Source organism: Streptococcus mitis, assembly GCF_002860865.1.
GTDB lineage: Bacteria > Bacillota > Bacilli > Lactobacillales > Streptococcaceae > Streptococcus > Streptococcus mitis_AT.
This window is the reverse complement of sequence record NZ_PKIE01000001.1, coordinates 55,232-78,017: the sequence shown is the minus strand read 5'-3', so window position 1 is coordinate 78,017 and position 22,786 is coordinate 55,232. Positions and strand designations below refer to the sequence as shown.

The following is a 22,786-nucleotide window of genomic DNA, read 5'->3' as shown; positions in this document are numbered from 1 at the left end:
AAATAATAAAGTTCTGTGCAACTTGCACAAAACTTTAGAGAATATCTGGTAAAATCAATTGATAACACAGGGTAAGATCTGTCAATTCCTTCAATTGTAGCCCTGTCAATTCTTCCCATTTATCAATCTTGTATTGGAGAGAATTGCGGTGCAGATAGAGTTGCTGGGCTGTTTTTGTTAGAACAGCACTATTTTCCCAAAGAGAAAGAATGATTTCCTGAATCTGATCTTGATCCAAAATCATCTGGTGTAGACATTCCTTGATTGCCTTCAAGTCCACGAGTCTTTCTCCCATACTCCAAAGATAGAGCTGAGAAAAAGCATGAACACCTTGGTGACCCTGACGCCACCAAATCTTAAATAAATCCCGCTCCGTTTTAATCAAGTCTGATAGGGCTTGATGGCCTGTCTGAGACCAAACCTGACCTAACATGATTGACAGACGAAGACCAAAGTCATACTCAACTGCTTCAATCGTATCAGATAAGATTGAACGAACAGAGGAATACTTATCTTGTTGAAGCACAAAAACATAATCCTGAGCTCCGACCTGAAGCACTGTCTGACAGTTAGGAAATAGAGTCCGCATCATATCCAGCCAAGAAGCTAGATTTTCCTGCTGAAAATAGGAAAGATGACAATAAACCAACTGAATCTTTTTAAAAGTTTTCGGCGCCTGTCCCTTCCCCTCAATCAAAAAAGAATACCAAGGATTGAGCGAACGAGCCTGCTCCTGCTGGGTCAAAAGGGCAACCAACTGCTTTTCACGCTCACTGAGACCAGCTTCCTCCAGCAAAATCCACTGCTGAGAAGCTAAAGGAAGAGTAAGATATCCCTCTTTCTCAACAGGTTGGTCTAAAATCTGAGCCTCAGGAAACCAGTCTTGTAATTCCTTTGCAATCATATCCTAGCCCTCCACTTTTTGGATGCACCAAGAAATCAAGCTCTCAAGACGTTCCAGATTTTCAGTCATATGGAGATAGCCCATCACGGCTTCAAAACCTGTGGACATACGGTAAGTCACCACATCAGCATTTTTAGCCTTTGTGTGGCTATTGGTATTGCGACCACGTTTGTAGATTTCCTCTTCTTTTTCCGTCAGAACTTGCTCCTCCAACATGAGGGCAATCAGGCGAGCCTGAGCCTTGGCAGACACATACTTGGTCGCTTCTTGGTGGAGTTTATTGGGTTTGGTCATGCCTTTAAGAATGAGGTGACGACGAATATACATAGAATACACCGCATCTCCTTCAAAGGCTAGCGCAATCCCGTTAATGAGATTGACATCAATCACGTGTCCACCTCACTCCATCTTTGGTGTCAAGGAGCTTAATTCCTTGAGCCGCCAATTGGCCACGGATTTGGTCTGCTGTCGCGAAGTCACGATTGGCACGCGCCTCTTGTCGTTTTTGAATCAAGGCTTCGATTTCTGCATCCAAAACTTCCTCAACAAAGACAATTCCAAAGACTTCTAACATATCCGCAAGAGCTTCCTTAGCACTTGCATCATAGTTGCCAGAGTTGATCCACTTGGCCATTTGAAAGACTACTGTGATACCGTTAGCTGAGTTAAAATCCTCATCCATAGCTGCTACAAACTTGTCTTTAAAGTCCTGTAACTCTTGAACATCTACAGTTTCAGTAAATGGTTGCTCATAGGTGTTTTTCAGATACTTGAGATTTGTCTCAGCGTCTCGCACTGCCTTTTCCGTAAAGTTGATAGGCTTACGATAATGTTGAGTGGCAAAGAAGAAACGAAGTACTTGCCCATCAAGAGTTTTAAGGGCATCGTGTACGGTGATAAAATTCCCCAAAGACTTAGACATTTTGACATTGTCGATATTGACAAAACCATTATGCATCCAGTAATTGGCAAAAGTCTTGCCTGTTTTGGCTTCTGACTGGGCAATTTCATTGGTATGGTGCGGAAACTCAAGGTCGGCTCCACCACCGTGGATATCAATAGTATCGCCTAAAATTTCTGTCGACATGACTGAACACTCGATATGCCAGCCTGGACGACCAGGTCCCCAAGGACTGTCCCAAGAAATCTCGCCTGATTTGGCAGTTTTCCATAGGGCAAAGTCTACCGGATTTTCCTTGCGAGCCGTTTCTTCATCGGTACGACCTGAAGCACCTAGCTCCAAGTCTTCCAAGGTTTTATTGGCCAACTTGGCATAGTTGTGAGATTTTTCCACACGGAAATAGACATCTCCTTGACTCTCGTAGGCAAAGCCTTTTCCAATCAAGTCTTCCACAAAGCGGATAATGTCAGTCATAAACTCCACCACACGCGGATGGCGAGTCGCAGGTTTGACACCCAAGGCCGTCACATCCTCACGAAAGGCAGCGATGTACTTGTCCGCAACCTCCTGAGGCGTGATCCCTTCTTCCTTGGCACGGTTGATAATCTTATCATCCACATCCGTAAAATTGGAAATATAGGCAACCTCGTAGCCACGGTATTCGAAATAACGACGAATGGTATCAAAAGCTACCGTCGAACGGGCATTCCCCACGTGGATATAGTTGTACACAGTTGGCCCACAGACATACATCTTCACCTTACCGTCCTCGATTGGAACAAATTCTCGCAAATCACGAGACATGGTGTCATAGATTTTAATCATAAAATAATAGTCAGGAAAGCTAAAATCCAAGAACAGTTAGTTTCATTACTAAGAGTTCAATTAAATTTCAGTCCGAATATCTCTAGACTTCGGAATCCCTTGCTCCTTTCTCATTCAGATAAACCACCTGCGTCTGTTTGACAAAGCCGATTTTTTCATACAAATGTTTGGCACCTACGTTGCTATCCTCTACTGCAATCTGAAATTCCTTATCATTTTGCTCAATCAGTTGGTTGACTAGATATTTTGCTAAATAGCTTCCATAGCCTTTTCCACGTTCAGGTTCCGATATTGCTAAACCATAGAAGTAATTCGTATTAGTCGATAAATCTACCGTGCAAGTCCCAATAACCTGACCGTCTTTTAATAAAATATATAAGCGACTTTCTGGATCCTTCAGAGCTTCAGCGACATATCTATCCACAACTTGTCTCGATTCATGCTCTTCTGAGAATGCCTGAAATTTTAATTGGCTAATTTGATCCTGATACGAACTATCTGCTAACAAAACTTCAAGATTGGAAAGCTTTACTAACGGATATGGTCTTCTATCCTTACCCAACCAAGTTTCTGTCTCTTCATCCTCGACCAATCCCCAGTTACTGACAAAATCAGGATGACGCTCTAGAAAAATACGTTCTGTCTGAAAAGTGACTGAATGAATAGGAAAAGCATCCGTTTCTTTCTCAAAACTAGTAAACAAAGCACGCGCAATTCCCTGACGACGATAATCTGGATGAACCAGTATCGTCACTTCCACATCTTGGTCATCAGCATAGACAGTTAAGAAACCAACAAGTTCGCCTTTTTCATAATAAAGGAAAAAGGCGGGCATGTTTGGGTCAAAATTAAGCATGTTAGAGAGATAGGGATCACGATAAGTTCCATCATAGCCTTGGCAACAGTTAATTAGGTTTTTCGCCTCAGATAACTCCTCTTGGCTTAACTTGTTTCTTGCTTGAATCATATAAGTATCCTCTACAGCCCAGACGATCTGTGACTGGCTTCTTTAGCCTGCTCGAGTTTATTGACGTAATACTCTCGTTTTTCTTCGACTTCGTGAATGACAGGTTCATCTTTCTTTCCATGAACACGAACAATCTTGGCAGGAATACCAACAACCGTCACATCACTAGGTACGTCTGCAACGACAACTGCTGCTGCACCGACCTTGGCATTTTCACCAATTTCCACAGGCCCGATAACTTGGGCATGGGCTGATATGAGAGCACCTTTACGCACGGTTGGATGACGTTTGCCAACATCCTTTCCAGTCCCACCGAGAGTCACTCCGTGATAGAGAAGAACGCCTTTTTCAACAATCGCCGTTTCTCCAATCACCAAGCCTGAACCGTGGTCGATAAAAACACCTGAGTCTATCTGAGCACCTGGATGAATCTCAATCTGAGTCCAAAAGCGCCAAAACTGACTGTGCATACGAGCTAAGAGCTTAAAGTCATGCTTCCATAGAAAATGTGAGAGACGGTGGGCCGCCAAGGCCTTGACACCTGGATAAGTCAGCAAAACCTCCAAAGTGGTGCGGGCCGCTGGATCATTTTCTTTTACGATATCAATGGTTTCGCGCCACCATCCCATACATTTCTCCTCTCTTATTCTGAATCTTTTGGTGTTTCTGTAAATTCTTTCTTAGGTTTGTGGTCCTTGTGATGACGTGGGCGATGAAGACGCTCTGATTTTTCACCTTTTTCATCACGTTCAGGTTTTGGCGGACGAGGTAGAAGAGCCTTCATAGAAGCATCCACACGTCCTTTTTCATCAATCTTGATAACCTTAACATCAACTTCATCCCCGATTGCTACCAAGTCTTCGACATTATTGGTACGAGTCCAAGCCATCTCAGAGATATGAACAAGGGCATCTGTCTTATCAAAGAGGTTAACAAAGGCACCAAATTTCTCGATACGAACGACTTTAGCACGGTAAACTTCATCCACCTTAGCCTCACGAACCAAACCAGCAATGATTTCTTTGGCACGGTTGATGGCATCTTGGTCGCTAGAGTAGATAGACACATTTCCTTCTTCGTCGATATCAATCTTAACGCCTGTTTCGGCGATAATCTTGTCGATGGTTTCTCCACCCTTACCGATGACAATCTTGATCTTGTCGACATCAATCTTGATGGTATCAATTTTCGGTGCAGTTGGAGCCAATTCTGGACGAACTTCTGGAATGGTTGCTTCAATCACATCAAGGATTTCAAAACGCGCTTTCTTGGCTTGAGCAAGAGCCTCAGTCAAGATTTCTGCAGTAATCCCTTGGATCTTGATATCCATTTGAAGGGCTGTAATCCCGTCACGAGTACCAGCAACCTTAAAGTCCATGTCTCCAAAGTGGTCTTCCAAACCTTGAATATCTGTCAAGACTGTATAGTTGTTTCCATCTGAGATGAGACCCATGGCAATCCCTGCTACTGGCGCCTTGATTGGCACCCCACCAGCCATAAGGGCAAGCGTTCCCGCACAGATAGAAGCTTGAGATGAAGAACCATTTGATTCCAAGACCTCAGCCACCAAGCGGATAGCATATGGGAATTCTTCCAAACTTGGCAAGACTTGAGCAAGGGCACGTTCACCAAGAGCACCGTGACCGATTTCACGACGACCTGGTGCACCATAACGACCAGTTTCCCCTACAGAGTATTGTGGGAAGTTATAGTGGTGCATAAAGCGTTTCTTGTACTCTGGATCCAAACCATCGATGATTTGAGTTTCCCCCATCGGAGCCAAGGTCAAGACTGAAAGAGCCTGAGTTTGTCCACGAGTGAAGAGGCCTGAACCGTGAACACGAGGAAGGAAGTCAACAACCGCATCCAAAGGACGGATTTCATCGACCTTACGACCATCAGGACGTACCTTATCTTCTGTGATCAAGCGGCGCACTTCAGCATGTTCCATTTGTTCCAGGATTTCAGCCACATCACGCATGATACGGTCAAATTCTTCGTAGTCTGCATATTTTTCTTCGTAAACGGCAGTAACTTGGTCCTTAACTGCTTGAGTTGCAGCTTCACGAGCCAATTTCTCTTCTACTTGAACCGCTTTTTGGAGGTCGCTGTTGTAGGCTGCAATGATTTCAGCCTGCAATTCAGCGTCCACATGAAGCAATTCTACTTCTGCTTTTTCTTTCCCGACAGCAGCAACGATTTCTTCTTGGAAGGCAATCAATTCTTTGACTGCTTCATGCCCTTTAAGGAGAGCCTCCAACATGATTTCTTCTGACAATTCTTTAGCACCAGACTCTACCATGTTGATGGCGTGTTTGGTACCAGCTACTGTCAATTCAAGGAGCGATTGCTCTGCTTGTTCTTGACTAGGGTTAATGATGATTTGGCCATCTACATAGCCCACGTGTACCCCAGCGATTGGTCCGTCAAATGGAATATCTGAAATAGAAAGCGCCAAGGATGAACCAAACATTGCTGCCATTGGAGCAGATGCATTTTCATCATAAGAAAGCACGGTGTTGATAACTTGGACTTCATTACGGAAACCTTCCGCAAACATAGGGCGGATTGGACGGTCAATCAAACGTGCTGTCAAGGTCGCATCTGTTGAAGGACGTCCTTCACGTTTCATAAAGCCACCAGGAAATTTCCCAGCTGCATACATTTTTTCTTCGTAGTTGACTTGAAGAGGGAAGAAATCCCCAGTTGCCATTTTCTTAGACATCACGGCAGCAGTCAAGACAGTTGACTCACCATAACGCACGACAACTGCGCCATTTGCTTGCTTAGCAACCTGACCAGTCTCTACAATTAACTCACGACCCGCAAAAGTCGTTTGAAACACTTGTTTTGTCATTTTAATCCCCTTTGGATTGATGAAATTATACGCCTTGCCTACAAAAATCAAGATACTAAGCCGTCAAGCAACTCAAAGGAAAATAGGAAATCGAACGACGGAGCGACTGCTCCTAGGCAGATTTATCTTTTTCCACAGAGTTGTAGGCGTGTTCAATTCTCAAGATACAAATCATTAGAAAGGTTTGATACTAAAGCATCTAATCCTTTCACGCTAATCGCTATCAGGCGATTAGCTAAATGCTTTACTAACTCTCTCGTCAAATAATATCGATTTGACTCGTTCGTGTCGCTCTTTCCTACCGTTAGTTATTAGAAAGATTTGATACTAAAGCATCTAATCCTTTCACGCTAATCGCTATCAGGCAATTAGCTAAATGCTTTACTAACTCTCTCGTCAAATAACATCGATTTGACTCGTTCGTATCGCTCAAACTAAATACTGAAAAGAACAAATTATGAAAAAATTTCTATCATAAAATTGAGAATCGACAAAGCCTTTAAAACTTTAATACCCTCATCTTTGTATCAAGTACGTACAGAGTCTATTTTATCATATTTTTCTTAAAAAGTGCGGCCTTTACCATTAAAAAGGAACCATTCCCCTCACCTGAGAAGAATGGTTTGCTTTTTATTATCCTAGAAACTGGTGATTAAACAAGGCATGTGTTGCTTGGTGGATGTATTTTGCTGTTTCTGCATTGTTCATAGTGTAGAGATGCACACCGGCAACATCCTGAGTTACCAAGTCCACGATTTGGTCCACTGCATAGGCAAGTCCTGCTGCTCTGAGCGACTCAGGGTCATGCTCATACTTGTCTAAGATGGCTTTAAATTTGCGTGGAAGATGGATATTCTCACAAGTCTTCAAGAGGCGGAGAGCCTGATTCCGATTCAGAATTGGCATAATCCCTGCATGAATGGGAACATCAATCCCAGCCAAGATGCACTTGTCTTGGAAATCATAGAAGCGCTCATTGTCAAAGAAAAGCTGAGTTACAAGGCTCGAACAACCTGCATCTACTTTCTTCTTAAGATTTTGAATATCTGTAATCTGATTTGGTGAATCTGGATGGCCTTCTGGATAACAAGCACCAACAATATCAAAGTGAGGGGCTTGTTCCTTGATGAACTCGATCAAGTCAGTTGCGTAGCGGAAATCCTTTTGCGGCTCCACATCTGGAATAATATCCCCACGAAGAGCCAAGATTTTCTGCACCCCAACCTTGTCCAAGTCAGCAATCGTTTCAGCAACCTTATCCTTAGTCAAATAGATAGCTGGCAAGTGGGCAATAGTCGGAATCGCCAAGTCATTTTGGATAAAGTCGGCCAAACGGACCGTTGTTTCCTTGATATTAAATTTATTATTGCTGGCAGTCACACTGATAAAGTGGGGAGCCAACTCCTGCATATCTTGAAGAGCAGAAATAATTTTATCATTACCCACGGCTGGGTTGGGAGGGAACACTTCAAATGAGAGTGACGGTGTTTGGCGTGACATAGTCTTTATCCTTTTCTAGTTGATTTTTTCGTTAGCTGGACTCCTAGAATCCGAGTGAAACAGGCAGATTGACCAAACAGCGCTTCTAGAGAAATCCTATCTTACAATTTCTCACGCGCAGCTTTCGCTGCTTCAACAAGGCGGATCAAGCTTTCTTTTGTTTCTGGGATACCACGTGTTTTCAAACCACAGTCAGGGTTGATCCAAACTTTCTTGCTTGGCACTTTAGCAAGGATGGCTTCGATTGTGTGGTCGATTTCGCCTTCATTTGGCACACGAGGTGAGTGGATATCGTAAACCCCAGGTCCCACTTCTGTTTGGAAGTTTTTCGCTTTGAGTTCGTCCAAGATTTCAAGGTTTGAACGGCTAGCCTCAAATGAGATAACGTCCGCATCCAAGTTATCGATAGCTGGGATGATATCTGTAAATTCTGAGTAACACATGTGAGTGTGGATTTGTGTGTCTGGCGCTACTGTTGAGTGTACCAAGCGGAAGGCAGGAATTGCCCAGTCAAGGTAGTCTTCGTACCAGTCGCTACGACGGAGTGGCAATTTCTCACGAAGAGCAGCCTCGTCGATTTGGATGATTTTCACACCAGCAGCTTCAAGGTCAAGCACTTCATCCTTGATGGCAAGGGCGATTTGAAGAGTAGAATCCTTGATAGAGATGTCTTCACGTGGGAATGACCAGTTGAGGATGGTAACAGGTCCAGTCAACATACCTTTAACAGGTTTGTTTGTACGGCTTTGTGCATAGCTAGACCATTTAACAGTGATAGGGTTAAGACGAGTTACATCACCCCAGATGATTGGTGGTTTCACCCCACGCATACCGTATGATTGTACCCAACCATTTTTAGAGAAGAGGTATCCTGACAAGTTTTGTCCGAAGTACTCAACCATGTCATTACGCTCAAATTCACCGTGAACAAGGACATCAAAGTCGATATCTTCTTGCCATTTGATCCATTCGTCAATTGTTTCAGCAAGGAAAGCATCGTACTCTTCTTGAGACAATTCACCTTTACGGTAAGCCAAACGTTTCGCACGAACTTCTTTTGTTTGAGGGAATGAACCGATAGTTGTTGTTGGAAGAGCTGGAAGTTTGAAAGCTTCTTCTTGGATAGCTTCACGTTCTGCAAAGGCTGGCAAACGAGTGTAGTCTGCGTCTGTCAAGCCAGCGATACGCGCACGAAGTTCCCCATTTTCACCCACACGCTCAGTCGCAAAGAGTTCTTTGTTAGCTGCAAGTGCTTCTTCACCTTGACCATTGCGGATAGCATCCAAATCACGAATCTCATCCAATTTTTCAACTGCAAAGGCAAAGTGGTTCAAGATAGCTGGTTCAAATTCTTCATTAGCAGTTGTAAATGGCACATGAAGAAGTGAGCATGAGCTTGTCAAAACAATGTTTTCAGCTGGGATTTGCTCAAGAACGGCCAAGCTCTTTTCGTAGTTGTTGCGCCAGATGTTTTTACCATTGACAATACCTGCATAAAGAGTCTTGTCAGCTGGGAAACCACCTTTAACCAATTCAAGAGTTTTCTTACCTTCAACGAAGTCAAGACCGATAGCATCTACTGGCAAGTTTACAAGGTCAGCGTAAACGTCACGAACATCTCCGAAGTAAGTTTGAAGCAAGACTTCAAGACCTTTTTTGTCAGCCAAAAGCTTGTTGTAGAGGTTCAAGAAGAGAGCTTTTTCTTCAGATGTCAAATCTTTTACAAGAGCAGCTTCGTCGAGTTGGATACGAGTCGCACCAAGTTCAGCCAATTTAGCAAAAACGTCTTGGTAAGCAGCCACTAAGCTGTCTACGAAGTCTTCTGCTTTCACGCCTTCTTCAAAGTCTGACAATTGAAGGAAAGTGAATGGACCTACAAGAACTGGACGAGTGTTCAATCCAAGTTCTTTGGCTTCTTGGAACTCATCAAAGATTTTGTGACCTGCAAGTTTGACTTGAGTGTCTTTTTCAAATTTAGGAACGATGTAGTGGTAGTTGGTGTTGAACCATTTCTTCATTGGAAGGGCGCGAACGTCTCCTTTTTCTCCTTGGTAACCACGACCCAAAGCGAAGTAGCGCTCAAGGTCAGACAAGTCCAAGTTTTGAACTGAAGCAGGTACCACGTTGAAAAGGAAAGCTGCATCTAGGAAGTTGTCATAGTGAGAAAAGTCATTTGATGGGATTTCAGTGATGCCTTTTTCTTTGACAATGTTCCAGTGTTTAGCACGCAAGTCTTTTGCGGCTGCAAGGAGTTCTTCTTCTGAGATTTCTTTTCTAAAGTATTTTTCAGTTGTAAATTTTAATTCGCGGAATTCGCCCAAACGAGGGAAACCGATGATTGTAGTTGACATGATGTGTCCTCCAAAATTTGTTGTTGAAACTATCTTAACAGAAAAGAAATCATCTGTATAATTGTAAAAAATTAGGCTTTGATATAGTTTGAAACTATATCTCTGTTTTAAACAAAGGAAAAAGACCTGAGACAAATGCCTCAAATCCTTTGTGTAGCTTGTTTTATAGCTCAATTTCAGTTAGAATACTCAAACGCGTTATTAGTAATTCTTATAAGTGACTATGGCTTGTTATTAGAAAAGACTATAGGTTGATTTTTCTTTTGTAATTCTGATATTTCCCTGAAAAGTGCGGATGGGAGGTAAAATTATCCAGTGGATGATTTTAGCCAACCAAGTAATTTCATCCCTATCAACTCTTTCTCTGTTCAAGTGGGACAACTGCTAGTGTCTTTCCTAGACTTTCTAAGACTTTTAAGACTGTGTCCAACTGAGGGCTTGTCTTGCCTGTTTCCATCCTAGCTATGACAGGCTGTCTTACTCCACTAAGTTCTTCCAGCTTTTTCTGACTGATGCCTTGCTCATGCATAGCCTCAATCAGCTCACTCATAATAGCCACTCGCATATCACTTTCAAGGATTTCCTCCTTGCTAAAGAGCTCAGTTCTGATATCTTTCCAATTACTCCCAATAGCACTATTCTTCATCACTTACCCCTCTTTCTTTTAGAGCTATATATTTTTTGAAAAAATGAGCGAATTATGAGCGGAATATGAGCGAATAAATAGTGTTTTTTGCAGTTCCTGATTTTTCTAATAAACCTTGATTTACGAATATTTGGAGATAACGACGCATGGTTGCCGCACTCAAACCTGTTAGTTCTTGTGCAACTGCAGTTGTTATCTGATAATTCTCTACAAGATAAGACTCTAACCCATCCGCCCCACACGAACATTTCCATCCCCAAAAGGGGGAATAATTTCTAACTCAAAATGTACAATAAACCGTTCATCTCTTTAGTCTATTTCTAAATCATGTTGCCCAGCTAATAAGAGATTTTCAAAAAATCGCTCCAAATATTCTGTTTTTTTCTGGAGTAGCTTCGCATTATCTAGAACAAGAGCATCTCGAAAATACTTTGCATTTTCTTGGAAGGGTTTATTGTCTACTTGAAATCCCATAGTTCTAAGATACTTAATTAAAAATACTGTTATGGTTCGAGTATTTCCTTCTCCAAAAGGATGAATTTGCCAAATACCTGAAATGAAAGTCTTGATATGTTTTACTACTTCGATATCGGATTTTCCTCGATAGTCAAATTGACTTTCCTGCTGAAAATCATAGATCAAACTATCTGCTATCGTGCGAAAATCATCATAAATGACACTGTCTCCATTTAAAACAGCCTCACTTTTTGTAATGTTGTAAGAGCGGTATTCTCCCAAGGGAATGCCATGTGGTAAGAGACTAAAGAAAAGCTCTCTATGAATCAATTTCAATGTTGTTGGAGCAAATTTAAAGGCATTAGAGGACAAGAGTTCCACAATTCTCATGGCAACAAGGTCTGCTTCTCTTGTGCTATCATCCGTCTCTTGGTGATAAGCCGTTACTTGATCATAAACTTCTTGATAAGTCAACTTTCCTTGAGAATTTTGCTGTGCGAGCTCTCTCATATACGACGATGGCTCTAGATTATCTACCTTTTGTAAACCAAATCCCGTTTCCCATAGGTCTAATTTGGTCTGATAAGAGAGTCTGGGATTATCAATTTCATAAGTCGGTGTCATGGTTTTCCTTTCTAAACAAAGCTTCAAGTAGACTCTTTATATTCTACCACATTAGACTAGTTAGATTTTCCTGTAATTTGTCGTTTCTTACAAAACTAGCTCTTGGTTTTTAAATAAAAGACTGTATCAGGAATTTATTACTCGGAGTCTTAGACAAGCTCATTTTTTCTTTACAATCTCTGCTACTTTTACATCACCCTTTAAACTCTTTCAAAAACTTTTTGAGTTCAGCATCGGCTTCTGGTGTGGTTCCGTGTAGTTGACCGAGCATTTCGAGTAGGGAAGCTGTTTGGTTTTGGATTGCCTCATTTGTCGTGTTAATCTTGCTAACGATGTCTGTCAGTGGCTCGACTTCTTCTTCCTCAAAGGTATCTACATAGCGAGGGATATTGAGGTTATAGTCATTTTCGACGATTTCTTCATAGCTTGCCAGATGGGCAAACTTGTCAATCTCCTCATGTGACTTGTAGGCTTCCAAAATCTTCTCGATATGAGCATCCGTCATGATATTCTGGTTTTTCCCCTTATCAAACTCCTTAGAGGCATCGATAAAGTAGACATCACGGTTGGTGCGGTTCTTTTTGAGAATGATGACCGTAGTCGGAATGCTGGTGTTAAAGAAGATATTAGCAGGTAGACCGATAACCGTATCAATGGCACCTTCTTCTAACAAGGCCTTGCGAATGGTTCCTTCCGCATTTCCACGGAAAAGAACACCGTGAGGAAGGACGATAGCCATAACCCCATTATCCTGCTTGAGGTGGTAGTAACCATGCAAGAGAAAGGCAAAGTCAGCCTTGGACTGAGGAGCAAGTTTTCCAAAAGGAGAGAAACGAGGATCATTCAGGAAGCCAGAGCTTGCTGACCACTTGGCAGAGTAAGGTGGGTTCATGAGAACACCGTCAAAGTTAGTCGGTTCTTGAGTCGGCCAGTCTTCATCTAGTGTATCAGCATTATGGAGGAATTGATTCTCAACAGGAACACCGTGTAGAATCATGTTCATCCGAGCCAAATTATAGGTTGAGGTATTGAGTTCCTGACCAAAGTAGACCACTGTCTGCGGTTTATGAGAGTATTTCTTGGCATTGAGCAAGAGAGAGCCAGACCCCATAGTCGCATCATAGATGGTAAAACCTAGCTGATCCTCACGACCCAAAAAGGCAATCTGAGTCATGAGTTTGGCAACAGGCTGAGGTGTATAGAACTCACCAGCCTTCTTACCCGAGTCAGTCGCAAACTGACCGATTAGATACTCATAAGCATCCCCCAGCATATCACCAGCATGACCAGCCACATCTAGCACAGCCAACTCCTTCATGACTGCCGCCACCGTTTGGTTTTGCTTTTGCGGAGTCGCCCCTAACTTTTTAGAATAGAGGTCAATATCTTCAAAGAGATTTTCATAGAGTTCATCACTCTGCTCAATATCACGAAAACCTTGAGCCAAATCTTCCAACTGGAAAGTCCCCTCATTGACACGTGCTACAAGAGCCGTAAATGTCAACTCAGGCTTGATACTATAGTTGAGTTCGTCCTTCATCACTGCAAGAAGATCCTCGTGGGTGTCCGCATCCTCATAGTAGTCACGATAGACCTCAAGGGCAGCCTCTAGACTCTCACTCCCCTCCTCCATAGTCTCCGCCACGAAAAAGAGCATCTTATCTGACAGATACTTGTAAAAGACCATACCCAAGAGATAGGACTTGTAGTCATTAGCATCCATCTTAGAGCGGAGAACATCCGCTGAGTTCCACAGGGCTTGGTAGAGCGACTGGGAAGTTTGTGTTGTTTCCATAATGTTTCTTTCTAAGTTTTACAATTATTTTTTTAAACAAGCAATCATTTATAACAAATCACTTCATTTTCAATCGTTCGAATCAAATCTAAAGGAATAGAAGAGACTGGAAGTTGATAAACAATATTTTTTCGAGGGTTATAAAATCCAAGATTTTCGATAGAAAGGAAGTCAGGATCAAAGGAATGTAAGCCCATGATATAGTATACAAGGACTTGTAGTGTATGGTCTTTATTAGGAGCTGTTTTAGTCACCTTAAAATCCCACAGTGTATCCTTGGTCAGAAAATCTCCATCACCCTTATCAATCGTATCTGTATATCCTCCAAGAAAATGAAAGCCATCTTTTACCAAAGGACCATAGAGATTAAAGAAACAAAGACTTCGCTCCACCATGATACAAATATTCTCTATCGTTTCGGCGTCCACTGAAATTTCCTCAAATGGCTTATAATACTTAATCCCCGCACGAAAAACGACATCAAAAGAAACCAAACGACACGCACTTTCTATTGATAAATCGTCCAATCCTGTCACCAAATCGAGCAGTGCTTCTGCTAGGTCTCCCATGCCCACCATCTGAGCTCCCAAGAGAGATATTCTGAAAGCATCACTGGCTTCTGCCCCTTTCATAAAACGGGTCAAGTAGTCCACACAAATCCCCACTAAACTAGGAGATACAGACTCTACAGGATTCAGAACTCTGTGATCTTCGAACCGCTCTGCTGAAAATAACTTGATGGGCAAGTAGCCACCTCGAGGTTGATTAATTTCTTTTATACGTTGTGTTACAGATACCATGGCAACTCCTTTTAGCTTTTAATCTTCGAATTTGAACCCTTCTTCTTTAAGTTTGTTTAATCTGTTCTTATTACTTTCTTTTAAGAAAATCATATCTGCTTCGTCAGCATAAGTGTCAAAATCTTTTACAAAAATATATTCTTTATTTTTAGAATCATACCCAGGTTTATTCGGATCTTTATTACTTATAAATCCAAATTCTAGCCAAAAACGGAGGAACTCTTCTGTACTTAGTTTATTTATAGCTTCCCAGATAGTATTGCTCCAATCCAAAAATTGAAGTACTTTATCTAGTTCATACAAGTGCATCATTATTATTATATATTTCCACCTGTATGACGAGAATTCTTTATTGTAAGGACTTAATCCTATATCAAGACCTACCATATCTTGATACCTAAAAATTTTATGTTTGAAAATAAAATAGAATATCTCGCTTACATCTGTTTTACCTAAAACTTTCATTAAAAATAAATAAGTATTTTCAACTAATTCTGTATTAACATCTTGAGTCCCTATCCTATACTCAGGAATTTTAGTCTTAACCTTCTTCTGTAAAATAAGATTTATTAACAAGTTATCTTCACTGTGAGTAGATAATTTTAAAGCATTTGAAAACAATAAATCTTGTTGTTGATTAGTTAGTTTTTCGTATTCTCCATTGATAAAATCTAGGAAATCATTCTGTGAAAGTAAAATTTCATTAGAAAGTTGTTGTCCATCATTAATAATCTTAATCAATTCATCAGTGCGTCTATTTGATGGTACTTCATTTATAAGGTATCCTTCCCTATTTGAAACATAACAACTAGGATATAAATCATTTTTTTTAAATAAAATATTATGAAGTTCTTCAATTAATAATTGTTTATTCGAATCTATTTCAATAGAACCTTTACCTGTCTTTAGACTTTCATAAAATTTTGGATAATATAGAAAAAGATACAAAACAACTAGTTGTTGCTCAATTTGAACATATTTCACTTTATTACGTCCAATCAATTCCAGATTAACATAATCATTAAAGCGTTCTCTGTCTCGTAAATTTTTTCCATCTTTTATGAACACATCTTTAAACACATCAGAAAGCTTTATTTCTAATCTATTTTCCAATTGCTCGAAATAATCACTCCATATTTTTGTGGGATGGAGAACAAATGGAAGTTCAATTCGTCGATCTATAATTTTTGAGAGATAATTACTATTATTTCGATGAATTATATCGATATCTCCAACGAAAATAATCGGAAGTTTTCCATTAAGTAAGCTGAAAAGTTTATAACTAGCTTCCTGCTGTTCTTCAGTCATTCTATCAAAATCATCAACAACTAAGACTTTCTTCCTACATGAAAGATAATTTTTAGTCAACAACCAACTATAAATTCCATCTGATTTTATTTTCAAAAACTGATGGATTGCAACTATTAAAGCAATTACTCCTGCAAACAAAACAACCCAATTAGGTACAAGAACACTTAGACCCAAATCAACTACATTAGTCATTAGGATTGATAATGCAATGCATAGAATCACAACTAATCTAAGTCCCCAATAAACATATGGATGTAACTTAGCAAAAACTGTCTCTAGAGTTGACCGACTATCATTTAATCTCCAAAAATCAATGGTTACTAATTTAACTTGTTTCGTATCGTCAACTTCTTTAAGAAAAGTAGACTTACCTGACCCCCAAGTACCATTTAGAAAATAAGTCTTATTCTCGTTTAACAAATTTGCAAAATTTTGCGCAGCAGTTAAAATTTCAATTTTATCTAGTTCTATAAAATTTTTCTCCGCCATATCTCACCTAAATCTTCTCATCTACAATTTATGATTCAAATTTTTGTTGAATATTTTCAACTTTGTCTCTAATTAACTCATCAGTATTGCTACCGAGTTGTTCAATTATATACTGGTAAAACTTTTTAATATCTTGGTCATTCAAAATATGTAATACCTGTGTATTTTCCACTGCAATTTCTAAGAGATCTTCTATTTCTTCTGGTTTCCAACTAGTATATTTTGATAATTTCTCGATAATAGCATGAGTACTTTTGAAACTAGCACTACTTTCCAAAGAGTTAATCAAGTCTATTTTCTCCTGTTCTTCTCTTGGTTTTTCTTGTTCGATAGCTTCCTTCTGATTAATATATTTTTTCTTGTACAATTTTTCGTTGTACACAGTTTTATCAATGATCAATTTCACAAGTTCATCAAGCTCGCTACCTTCCGAATAATCTGCAGGGGCAAAATAAGAAATACGATTATCCCTCATCATTTTATAGACTTTATTTTTCGCCTTCACTTTATCTTTTTCATCTGGATTAAAAACACCTATAGAATATCCGCCTTGAGAATTTACCAATTTCATACAAGGAATATCCGTATCGCTGTCCCCTAGATAAACCATATTCCGAAATGGAACTCTGATTTCGTCAGGTGCGAAAGAATCATTAACCGCTTCATCATTAACATCAAGGACACCCTTTGAGATACGAAAAAGAAACTGTGTTTTATTAGTATAATTCACTACTTGAGCAGGCCAGACAGCAACTCCATCATCATCAAAATAGAAAGAAGTTGCGTACAATTCTTTAAACTCTTTTGCAATTGAAGTTCCTTCTATCATCTCTTTTAAACCTGAAGATATAATATAATGCTCGACAATGATTCCTTTATCAGCTCCGTAGTCTCTTATGCGTTTAAACCAATCCTCTACTCCTGGAAAAAGTGCAACCTGAGATCCATACTCAGCTAACTTCTCTTTTGTAAAAACAATTTGCCCACGTGCTTTTTTCTTCATTGTATACATATAAGCAAGGTTTTTATCCATATTGTTTGCTGCGGCACGACTATTTGATTCCTTCCAGAAATCACCAATCATATCGCTACCTTCTGGTTGTACTGTTTGGATATATCCTTGAGCCTGCATATCATCTGGAGAAAGTGTCTTATCAAAATCATAGCATAGCGCAATAACAGGTCTATCTGTTTTCTTTTCACGGTTAAAAGTTGTATCTGGCATAATTCGCTCCTTTCAGTTAAATAAAAAATATTAAATAAACATATCCTGCAAGAGTTTCTTTTTGAGTGTTTCCAATTGAGAAAGTTTTTCTTGGTAAGAATTGATGAGGTTATCGAGATTATAGAAATAGGCACCGATGGCTTGCTGTTCAGGAAGTGATGGAAATTTTGAAACAACTTTTTCAATGGTTTTCTTTGATAAACTTGGTACACCAGTAGATTCATCAAACTTTTTCCAACGAACTTTTTGAAAAATTAAGAAAAGATAATATAAATCATAGCCTACTTTACATGTCACATAAAATAAAGTATCTACAGTCCAAAAAGGTGCTGATAATAAATATGGTTTATCTATAGTTCCTTTTCTTCCAATACCTATAGCATCCTCATCAGATAATTTATCATTTACAGAAAGCATGTAACCACCCGTGCCATATACAGGAATGTCCCCATCCTTTAAATGTTTATAATCTCTACCAGAATTAATATTACAAACCTCTGACAAATTCTTCCTTTTCCACTCACCTTCAAATCCATCCAAACGAATCTCAGGAACTGTCTGTCCATCTTTTGGAAACATCTTAGAGAGCATGGTCGCCTTGAGAGATTGGTAGTTGGCGAGATTGTCCTTGTAGCTAGCCAGAAGGTCGTCGAGGGTGCGGAATAGGGAGCCGATGGCGGATTGTTCTTCAATTTCAGGATAATACACTTTATAGTTCCCAAGTTGTGGAGCTGTCAATTGAGGAACACCCGTAGATTCATTTAAAATTCTCATAGAATTAATCTGATTTTCAAGATAATCAACATCAATTTTTTCCGATTGAAGAGTCAAGAGTCTAACAATTGGAGTAAAATTTTCATGTCTTGCTACTGCATATCCAACATCTCCACGACCCGTAACAGTCACTGCAGGAGCTTTCACTTTATAATCTTCATAAAATCCAACGATTCCTTTGTTTGTCAAAGCATTTGCAATAACAGGATATTTTCCACTTTCCTTCAATTTTACTTTATCTACATCACCACCAGCAGATATTTTGACTATATCTGCAATTCTATTTTCTGTCCAAGAACCTTGATAGGAATAGAATCTTATTTTAGGAATATCTTGCTTTATCATATTTTTATCTAACCTTCATCAAGCTTTTTTTAATAAAATTAATCTTCAAAATGAATTTCTCCCTCAGCAACATTATAAATATCAATCATTTCCTGAACGTCAATTCTATTCACAAGCCAACCACGCATAGAACATTGACTAATGAAATCAGAAATCCTATTTATCCCTTTCATTTCTTTAAGTGTTACAACTATTCCAAACCTAAGTTCTCTACCATCACCATTGTTAAGTCGTTCCTTAGTTTTAAGACTAAACCCCCACAAACCATCACCATATGCCTTCTTAGCTCGCCCATTTGGTTTAACGTACTCTATAATTGATTTGATATTATCCCATTTTCTATACAATCCTCTAGCATCTGTTTCAGAAAGAGACACATTATCATTTTGTTTATTATCATTCACAGTAATTATTTTCTGTCCATTAAGTCTACCAAAATAAATATCTAATTCTGTATTTGTATAATCAACTCCTTGATTCCTAGAACACTTGGGAAAATAACACAACGTTGCTTTAGCAATGTAAGGGTGCTTATCATCAACAACAGGCACTGGAAGATTATAATTGTATGTATCAAACATGATTGATTCTCCAGATATAACAAACTTAATCTCATCATCTTGGGAGTTAAGCACATTTTCGATTTTTTGAGGTACTACACCATACCCGATTAAATTCATAGAACTATTTGCTTTTGACCATGATATTGCAGAATCAATAATTAAAGCTTTCGCTACCTCCCTACTTAACCCTATCTTATGGATTAAATATGCTATTTTTCTAGTAATCCAAGGTGCTGCAAAAGATGTTCCTGCTACAAAATATTCTCCTGTAGGCATACAAACTCTTATTTTGTTTTTCCCATCCCCTCCAAAATAAGAAATATCAGGTTTATTAAAGAAGGACAACACTTTACCTTCTCTAGAGTATGTCGCTGGTTTATTATCCTTATCAACGGCATTCACAACTAGAGAATTTATCGAATCTGCTGGTGCCCCTATTTTCATTCTAGCTTTATCACTCACTCTTTTATTTGTTCCTGCTATCACAAATATAACATCAAATTCATATTGTATTTTATCTAACAAAGCAGCTTCTGGAGAAATGAAATTTTTTTGAATTTCTAATGCTGACCCTAATGATAAATTCCATACCTTAATATCTCTATTCTCTGCTACTATTTCTTTAATTGACTTAAGTATAGAAAATGAACTAAACTTGCTACCCCTTGCAACTCCAAAATGTTTAACTCTAAAACGACCACAACCATCATCTAATTCTGGATTAATTGAAGCACCGTCAACAATTAACGAAGATACAGCTGTACCGTGTTCATAATCAGTTGGATTAATTGGAATATCGGCATTTACCTTATCTTGAAATGTCACCCATTCAGAAAAATAAACACTACTATCAAACATAGTATCAATAACTCCGACTACCGGTTCATCTGCAGGTGAAGGAATTGTCATTCTATGCCCGCTATCAAAAATTTCAAAATTCTGAGTATCCAATTTCGATAAATCTGTAGTAGCCATAGAAATCAGATAAGGAGCCTTTTCATTTAAGATTTCTAACTGATCCGGAGTCAATAATATCGTTGTCTCATCAATCACTCTGTAATCAGGAACATTTAAACCAACCCTCTTTAATAATTCACTTGTAGGTACTTTGGTATCAAAGATACTAATAATTGATGTTCTTAGTTCATCAAGTTCATTTTTGGGTATTGCAAAATTTTCAATCGAACTAATGTCTACAATAGCTTGTAAAAATTTTGTTCTAGCAATTATTCCTGGTTCATAATTATCTGTCCTGTCACTAATCGAATTTAATTTTTCTGTAGAAATTTCTCCATTGAAATCTTTAATAAGTAATGATGCAACTATATTCAAAGTATTAATCGATTCATCCAAAACATCTAAATCTACGTAATAAGTAATAACATGTTGCTTCTCTGTAGAAGTTTTATCAATAAATTTGGCTCCAACAACGCAATCATTTGGTTGAATTCTACTATTTTTTTTAAATAGTTCTCTCATTCTTCTACTTTTTGCAACAACATCTACATAAGTTACTGAAATTAAAGCTCCTTCAAAATATGAGATATTTGACCAATATTCTTTAAGTTCTTCGAGCTCTTTTTTTAATTTTAATATTTTTTTTTCACTTACAATTTGATTAGCCAACAACTTTGGAGAACCTGGTCGACCACTACTTGATTTTTGCTCAAAACGCCCCTTTAATTGCAATAATTCATTCATTCTTTAACATCCTTTTAACTCTCTTGAAACCTGACTTTTTGAAATACCTTTCAAAATCTCTATTTCACGTACTGTGAAACCAAGCTCTTTTAATTCTTCAATTGAAACTTCATCTATAGATTTATATGCATTTGTAAAGATTCGCCTCAAATAATCGTATTTATCAGTTAAACTGCTAAAAGCTACTGCACTCTTTAAAATATTCTTTAGTTCACCTGGATAAGGAATAGGTTTCATCAGAGAGATAATCTTTCTCAATAATTTACTATTTTTCCCAGATTGTTTAAAATCTTTTAAAATATCACTCATTAAAATATTTGAAATATCTAATAAATCATCTTGATTATAATTATTAAAATTAATTACTGCATCAAAACGTCTTATTAAAGCTTTATCAAAAACATCAAACAGATTAGTCGTAGCAATTAAAACAACCTCATTATTTAGTGAGTCTATTCCCTTTAATATAGCAGAAGTTGCTCTTCCCATTTCTCTCAAGTCATTGGTATCTAATCTATTTAAAGCAATAGCATCTATTTCATCAAACAATATAACTACTCTGTTAGGTTTAGAAAAACTATTTATTTCCTTAAAGAGTGAAGCAATATTCTTTGACGTTTGTCCTAATTTACTATCAACTATTGCTTCAAAATCTACAATATAAAGTTCTCGTTCCAATAGGCGAGTTATTTGTTTTGTTGTCTCTGTCTTCCCAGTCCCTGGTGCCCCTTCAAAGAGAAACTTATTTACTCCAATATTCCTCCGAACAGCATTCACTATCCCAATCACATCTTTTGAGATAGGTTCTGGCAAAGGCAATGATTCTAAGTTCAGCAGTGAAACCTTCCTCAACGATTCAATATCTTCTTTATTCATTTGTGGAACAAAAGTATTAGCATCTGATAGCAATGCCATTATATATTCAGCTAACTGATAGTCTCCACTTTTATCAAATGATTTTGCTATTTCATACGCTTCAGTCCTGAATCCAGACTCATTCTTCTCTGTAAAATACCTAATTAAGTTAATCACTTGCTTTTTTTTCATTGCTAGACCTCCATTTTAAATACTAAACTAAGTATAACACCATGGGACAAAAATGTCAATTTAGGGACAGATAAACAAAAATAACAGGCATTGTACTTTACTAGACAACACCTGTTATTTTATTACTTGGAGAACTTAAATTGGTTCTCCACCTCTAATTTTGCTTTCACCCATTCCGCTTTCATATAACAAGAAAATTCATCAGAAACTATATTCAGCATAGCTTTATATTGTTCAGGAACATCATATCTTTGCAATTCCTGAAAACTTGGTACAAACTCCGAAAAAGTGATATCTCCATAGGAATACTCTAATTTTTCTTCCAGAAAATTAACTAATTCATTAAATATACTTACAATCTCAAAGTTTCTTCCATCACTGTCTTTTTTGGGGAAATAAGAAATTAATTGATAATAACTTGACCACAAATTTCCTCTCAACATATTAAAATTTTTATCAAAATTTTCTTCATTATCACATACTCTTAAAAACAATAACTCATTATGAAACTCTGTACTTAATTTAATAAAATTCGAGTAGATTTCTCTAACTTCCTTAATCCACTGAACACGAGAACTTGAGATAATCTGGGCTTCTATTTGAGCCTTATTATTTCTAATAGTTACAAAAACATTCACAATTGAAACAAATGCTGCGATTCCCGCAAAAATGGTAGTCCAATTCATACTTTTTCCTCCAAAGTTT

Annotated in this window: 18 protein-coding genes; all 18 read right to left on the bottom strand. The window is 38.5% G+C overall.

Features of this window, described 5'->3' with window-relative positions; all coding sequences use genetic code 11:
• Positions 1–34: 34 nt before the first annotated feature.
• The 18 genes from CYK18_RS00390 to CYK18_RS00285 all read right to left on the bottom strand — a co-directional run bounded on the left by CYK18_RS00390 (position 35) and on the right by CYK18_RS00285 (position 22,767).
• Complete coding sequence (locus tag CYK18_RS00390) at positions 35–904, bottom strand: helix-turn-helix domain-containing protein (protein WP_101784456.1); 870 nt, start codon at positions 902–904, stop codon at positions 35–37.
• Between the two features lie 3 nt (positions 905–907).
• Positions 908–1,294, bottom strand: coding sequence for a Mini-ribonuclease 3 (locus CYK18_RS00385; RefSeq protein WP_000567913.1), 387 nt, complete (start codon positions 1,292–1,294; stop codon positions 908–910).
• On the bottom strand, positions 1,287–2,630 hold the full coding sequence (gene cysS / locus CYK18_RS00380; RefSeq protein ID WP_101784454.1) for a cysteine--tRNA ligase: 1,344 nt from the start codon (positions 2,628–2,630) through the stop codon (positions 1,287–1,289). The genes CYK18_RS00385 and cysS overlap by 8 nt, the downstream gene beginning before the upstream one ends.
• An 82-nt stretch (positions 2,631–2,712) precedes the next feature.
• Positions 2,713–3,597, bottom strand: a complete 885-nt coding sequence (locus CYK18_RS00370) for a GNAT family N-acetyltransferase (RefSeq protein ID WP_101784450.1) — start codon at positions 3,595–3,597, stop codon at positions 2,713–2,715.
• A gap of 11 nt (positions 3,598–3,608) precedes the next feature.
• Positions 3,609–4,226, bottom strand: coding sequence for a serine O-acetyltransferase (gene cysE, locus CYK18_RS00365; protein WP_101784448.1), 618 nt, complete (start codon positions 4,224–4,226; stop codon positions 3,609–3,611).
• A 14-nt stretch (positions 4,227–4,240) separates the two neighbouring features.
• Positions 4,241–6,454, bottom strand: coding sequence for a polyribonucleotide nucleotidyltransferase (gene pnp, locus CYK18_RS00360; protein ID WP_101784445.1), 2,214 nt, complete (start codon positions 6,452–6,454; stop codon positions 4,241–4,243).
• A 633-nt stretch (positions 6,455–7,087) separates the two neighbouring features.
• Positions 7,088–7,954 (bottom strand): methylenetetrahydrofolate reductase [NAD(P)H], encoded by an 867-nt coding sequence (gene metF / locus CYK18_RS00345; protein WP_101784442.1) that lies wholly within the window; start codon positions 7,952–7,954, stop codon positions 7,088–7,090.
• A 101-nt stretch (positions 7,955–8,055) separates the two neighbouring features.
• On the bottom strand, positions 8,056–10,305 hold the full coding sequence (gene metE / locus CYK18_RS00340) for a 5-methyltetrahydropteroyltriglutamate--homocysteine S-methyltransferase (protein WP_101784439.1): 2,250 nt from the start codon (positions 10,303–10,305) through the stop codon (positions 8,056–8,058).
• A gap of 352 nt (positions 10,306–10,657) precedes the next feature.
• Positions 10,658–10,951, bottom strand: coding sequence for a helix-turn-helix domain-containing protein (locus CYK18_RS00335; RefSeq protein ID WP_101784437.1), 294 nt, complete (start codon positions 10,949–10,951; stop codon positions 10,658–10,660).
• Between the two features lie 309 nt (positions 10,952–11,260).
• Positions 11,261–12,031 carry a Fic family protein gene (locus CYK18_RS00325; RefSeq protein WP_101784434.1) on the bottom strand — a complete coding sequence of 257 codons (771 nt, stop codon included), beginning with the start codon at positions 12,029–12,031 and terminating at the stop codon, positions 11,261–11,263.
• Between the two features lie 193 nt (positions 12,032–12,224).
• Positions 12,225–13,826 (bottom strand): type I restriction-modification system subunit M, encoded by a 1,602-nt coding sequence (locus CYK18_RS00320; protein ID WP_101784432.1) that lies wholly within the window; start codon positions 13,824–13,826, stop codon positions 12,225–12,227.
• Between the two features lie 44 nt (positions 13,827–13,870).
• Positions 13,871–14,626 carry a hypothetical protein gene (locus CYK18_RS00315; protein WP_049524650.1) on the bottom strand — a complete coding sequence of 252 codons (756 nt, stop codon included), beginning with the start codon at positions 14,624–14,626 and terminating at the stop codon, positions 13,871–13,873.
• A gap of 18 nt (positions 14,627–14,644) precedes the next feature.
• The gene (locus CYK18_RS00310) at positions 14,645–16,426 is read right to left on the bottom strand and encodes a P-loop NTPase fold protein (protein ID WP_049524649.1); all 1,782 of its coding nucleotides are present in this window, start codon (positions 16,424–16,426) and stop codon (positions 14,645–14,647) included.
• Between the two features lie 28 nt (positions 16,427–16,454).
• Positions 16,455–17,651 carry an HAD family hydrolase gene (locus CYK18_RS00305; protein WP_049524648.1) on the bottom strand — a complete coding sequence of 399 codons (1,197 nt, stop codon included), beginning with the start codon at positions 17,649–17,651 and terminating at the stop codon, positions 16,455–16,457.
• Between the two features lie 30 nt (positions 17,652–17,681).
• Entirely contained in the window at positions 17,682–18,770 is a 1,089-nt protein-coding gene (locus CYK18_RS00300) for a restriction endonuclease subunit S (protein WP_049524647.1), read from the bottom strand.
• A gap of 38 nt (positions 18,771–18,808) precedes the next feature.
• A complete protein-coding gene (locus tag CYK18_RS00295) occupies positions 18,809–21,034 on the bottom strand; it encodes a S8 family peptidase (protein WP_001004235.1) in 2,226 nt (741 codons plus the stop codon).
• A gap of 3 nt (positions 21,035–21,037) precedes the next feature.
• Positions 21,038–22,081: an AAA family ATPase gene (locus CYK18_RS00290; protein ID WP_000730173.1), complete on the bottom strand. Its 1,044-nt coding sequence runs from the start codon at positions 22,079–22,081 to the stop codon at positions 21,038–21,040.
• Between the two features lie 122 nt (positions 22,082–22,203).
• A complete protein-coding gene (locus CYK18_RS00285) occupies positions 22,204–22,767 on the bottom strand; it encodes a hypothetical protein (protein ID WP_101784430.1) in 564 nt (187 codons plus the stop codon).
• Positions 22,768–22,786: the final 19 nt, after the last annotated feature.

Excerpts from the sequence above, each read along its gene's own strand:
- CYK18_RS00390 (WP_101784456.1), bottom strand. The coding sequence starts at position 904 with ATGATTGCAAAGGAATTACAAGACTGGTTTCCTGAGGCTCAGATTTTA.
- cysS (WP_101784454.1), bottom strand. The coding sequence starts at position 2,630 with ATGATTAAAATCTATGACACCATGTCTCGTGATTTGCGAGAATTTGTT.
- CYK18_RS00370 (WP_101784450.1), bottom strand. The coding sequence starts at position 3,597 with ATGATTCAAGCAAGAAACAAGTTAAGCCAAGAGGAGTTATCTGAGGCG.
- cysE (WP_101784448.1), bottom strand. The coding sequence starts at position 4,226 with ATGGGATGGTGGCGCGAAACCATTGATATCGTAAAAGAAAATGATCCA.
- pnp (WP_101784445.1), bottom strand. The coding sequence starts at position 6,454 with ATGACAAAACAAGTGTTTCAAACGACTTTTGCGGGTCGTGAGTTAATT.
- metF (WP_101784442.1), bottom strand. The coding sequence starts at position 7,954 with ATGTCACGCCAAACACCGTCACTCTCATTTGAAGTGTTCCCTCCCAAC.
- metE (WP_101784439.1), bottom strand. The coding sequence starts at position 10,305 with ATGTCAACTACAATCATCGGTTTCCCTCGTTTGGGCGAATTCCGCGAA.
- CYK18_RS00335 (WP_101784437.1), bottom strand. The coding sequence starts at position 10,951 with ATGAAGAATAGTGCTATTGGGAGTAATTGGAAAGATATCAGAACTGAG.
- CYK18_RS00325 (WP_101784434.1), bottom strand. The coding sequence starts at position 12,031 with ATGACACCGACTTATGAAATTGATAATCCCAGACTCTCTTATCAGACC.
- CYK18_RS00320 (WP_101784432.1), bottom strand. The coding sequence starts at position 13,826 with ATGGAAACAACACAAACTTCCCAGTCGCTCTACCAAGCCCTGTGGAAC.
- CYK18_RS00315 (WP_049524650.1), bottom strand. The coding sequence starts at position 14,626 with ATGGTATCTGTAACACAACGTATAAAAGAAATTAATCAACCTCGAGGT.
- CYK18_RS00310 (WP_049524649.1), bottom strand. The coding sequence starts at position 16,426 with ATGGCGGAGAAAAATTTTATAGAACTAGATAAAATTGAAATTTTAACT.
- CYK18_RS00305 (WP_049524648.1), bottom strand. The coding sequence starts at position 17,651 with ATGCCAGATACAACTTTTAACCGTGAAAAGAAAACAGATAGACCTGTT.
- CYK18_RS00300 (WP_049524647.1), bottom strand. The coding sequence starts at position 18,770 with ATGATAAAGCAAGATATTCCTAAAATAAGATTCTATTCCTATCAAGGT.
- CYK18_RS00295 (WP_001004235.1), bottom strand. The coding sequence starts at position 21,034 with ATGAATGAATTATTGCAATTAAAGGGGCGTTTTGAGCAAAAATCAAGT.
- CYK18_RS00290 (WP_000730173.1), bottom strand. The coding sequence starts at position 22,081 with ATGAAAAAAAAGCAAGTGATTAACTTAATTAGGTATTTTACAGAGAAG.
- CYK18_RS00285 (WP_101784430.1), bottom strand. The coding sequence starts at position 22,767 with ATGAATTGGACTACCATTTTTGCGGGAATCGCAGCATTTGTTTCAATT.